The organism is Macrococcus sp. CoH-51_TC_04, assembly GCF_058188655.1.
The window spans coordinates 1-1,555 of sequence record NZ_JBVGOY010000030.1; the positions used below are offsets into that span (position 1 = coordinate 1).

2 protein-coding genes are annotated in these 1,555 nt (G+C 32.7%); both read right to left on the reverse strand.

The annotated features are described in order from the left end of the window. Positions 1-53: 53 nt before the first annotated feature. Positions 54-608 (reverse strand): RadC family protein, encoded by a 555-nt coding sequence (gene radC, locus ACZ2V4_RS11610; RefSeq protein WP_490514940.1) that lies wholly within the window; start codon positions 606-608, stop codon positions 54-56. Next, complete coding sequence (locus ACZ2V4_RS11615) at positions 608-1,345, reverse strand: prepilin peptidase (RefSeq protein WP_283721920.1); 738 nt, start codon at positions 1,343-1,345, stop codon at positions 608-610. Before ACZ2V4_RS11615 ends, radC begins: the two co-directional genes overlap by 1 nt. Between the last annotated feature and the right edge of the window lie 210 nt (positions 1,346-1,555).

Genomic DNA, 1,555 nt, shown 5'->3' on the forward strand with positions numbered 1-1,555 from the left:
TAAAGCAATGAAATTAAAAAATCCTAAACTTTGAATACTTAGAGTACTCTAGTTTAGGATACTATGTTTAATGGATCTCCAGAAGGATGGTTATGCACAACGATGATTGCTGCTGCACTTCTTTTAACCGCCTCTTTAAATACTTCTCTCGGATGTACGATAGATGCATTCAGTGAACCGATGAATATCGTTGATTCATGCATCACGATATTCTTTGTATTCAGTGATAATACGATAAAATGCTCCTGTGTCATATAACGCAGACGTTCCATCAATAAATTTGCTGCACATGCAGGTGATTTCACTTTGATTCTTGCTTCTTTCGTATGCGTATGCATTCTTATGGCAAGTTCAATAATGGCAAGAATCATCGCTGCTTTCTTCTCGCCTATGCCTTTAATTGTGATCAGCTCCTGAAACGTCGTATATCTTAAATCTCCAATATGACCTATATGTTCCAGCAAACGCTGTGCCACCGTATAAACACTTTCATCTCGAACACCGCTACCAATAATAAGAGATAGTAGTTCTTGATTTGTTAACTGTGCAGCACCATAAGTCAGAAGACGTTCTCTCGGTTTATCAGATTCCAGTGCAACCGTCTGCATTAAATAAACCCTCCAAAATAAATATATTTAATATCCTGGTACAAATACATCACCACAAAGAAACTTGCAGCAATAAATGGGACAAGCGGAATCTTCTTTAAATTTCTTTTATAGGATAAAAATATCATGCTGGCAAAACCTCCAATTAGATATGTCATAAAGAACATTGCAATGTAATAAGGGATTGGCAGAAAAATAAGTAAAATTACGAAAAGTTTGATATCTCCATATCCGATACTTTTCGTTAAGAAGAAGAAAATATGCAGAAGAATAATAATCAGTAATTTGATTATAATATGTTCAAATCTTATCTCGGAAATTGTTTCGCTATGAAAGATAAATAGATACGTATAACCTGTCATTAAGCAAAAAAAGAATAACGTAAGTAATTGATTAGGAATAGTATATGTTTCAATATCAATGATCGAAAGTGGGATTAAAAAAATTGTGATTGTAAGCGCAATATTATTATGAATTATACTATTTAAGGAAAATATATATACAAAAGCAGCACCCATTAATAATTCACCCCATAACAATTCAGTCGGTATATGTATGCTGCAATATTTACATCGTCCCTTTAGCATGAAATATGAAATGACTGGAATCAAATCTTTAGCTGATAGTTTATGATGACACTTAAGACACCTAGAACGACGAAATAAACCGTTCTGGTCATTGACGCAACTTATAAACGAACTAAAGCACGCACCGAGCAAAAAAATGATGACTGTCATAATTCACCTCACTTTCGCTTATAATATATAACAAAAAGTAAATCCTGTAAAAAGTGCATTTTTTAAAAATAACCGTGATTTTGATACATCTATTAAAAAATTTCTAGACTAAAATTAAAAAACTGCATATAAATGAAGTGCACCCCTAAAGTTGAACCTTAAAATTCAACTTTAGGGGTGTTTATTTTGAATAAAAAGCATGATCTTGAT

What these genes read in the sequence shown, in the direction of transcription:
- radC (WP_490514940.1), bottom strand. Translation starts at nt 608, where the DNA reads ATGCAGACGGTTGCACTGGAATCTGATAAACCGAGAGAACGTCTTCTG.
- ACZ2V4_RS11615 (WP_283721920.1), bottom strand. Translation starts at nt 1,345, where the DNA reads ATGACAGTCATCATTTTTTTGCTCGGTGCGTGCTTTAGTTCGTTTATA.